This is a genomic window from Paracoccus gahaiensis, assembly GCF_005048225.1.
Taxonomy (GTDB): domain Bacteria; phylum Pseudomonadota; class Alphaproteobacteria; order Rhodobacterales; family Rhodobacteraceae; genus Paracoccus; species Paracoccus gahaiensis.
This window is the reverse complement of the sequence record NZ_SUNI01000078.1, coordinates 1-813: the sequence shown is the minus strand read 5'-3', so window position 1 is coordinate 813 and position 813 is coordinate 1. Positions and strand designations below refer to the sequence as shown.

The following is an 813-nucleotide window of genomic DNA, read 5'->3' as shown; positions in this document are numbered from 1 at the left end:
TTGTCACTGACGATGCAAGCCGGCTTGCCATAGATCCGCACCAGTGCATCCAGTTCTCGGGCCACCCTTGCGCCCGAGATGCTGGTGTCGGGGACCAGACACAGGTTCTCGCGGCAGCAATCGTCGATCACCGCAAGGATCCGGAACTTGCGCGACGCCCCGAACGTGTCCGCCACGAAGTCCAGCGACCAGCGGTGGTTCGGCATCAGGGCCAGGGGAATTGGCGTGCGTGTTCCACGAGCCCGCTTGCGGCCGCGCCTGCGCCGGACCGAAAGCCCTTCCTCGCGATAGAGCCGATACAGCTTCTTCGGGTTCATCAGCATGCCCCTGCGCTCCAGCAACAGCCCGATGCGCCGATAGCCGAACCGGCGCCGCACGGCGGCGACTTCCTGCATGGCCTTGCGGATCTCCAGATTGTCGGGCGGCCGCTCGCGCCGCACCGTCTTCGGATCGACACCGACCAGAACGCAGGCCCGGCGTTGCGAGATGGCATGATCCCGCATCGCCTTGAGCACCGCGCCCCGCCGCGCATTCGGTGTCGTCAGGGCTTTCCCAGCAGATCCTTCAGAACGACGTTGTCGAGCATCGCGTCAGCCAGAAGCCGTTTCAGCTTGCCGTTCTCGTCCTCGAGCGCCCTCAGCCTCTGGGCATCGGAAACGTCCATGCCCCCATACTTGGCCTTGAGCTTGTAGAACGTGGCCGGGCTGAGACCGTGACGGCGACAGACCTCCGCCGTCGCCATCCCGGCTTCCTGCTCCTTGATCATCCCAATGATCTGCGCCTCGGTGAAGCGGCTTTTCCTCATATCGTATG

1 pseudogene is annotated in these 813 nt (G+C 64.3%); it reads right to left on the bottom strand.

Annotated features, from left to right (window positions below):
• Positions 1-805, bottom strand: a pseudogene (locus FA743_RS20165) (transposase); the annotation flags it as partial.
• Between the last annotated feature and the right edge of the window lie 8 nt (positions 806-813).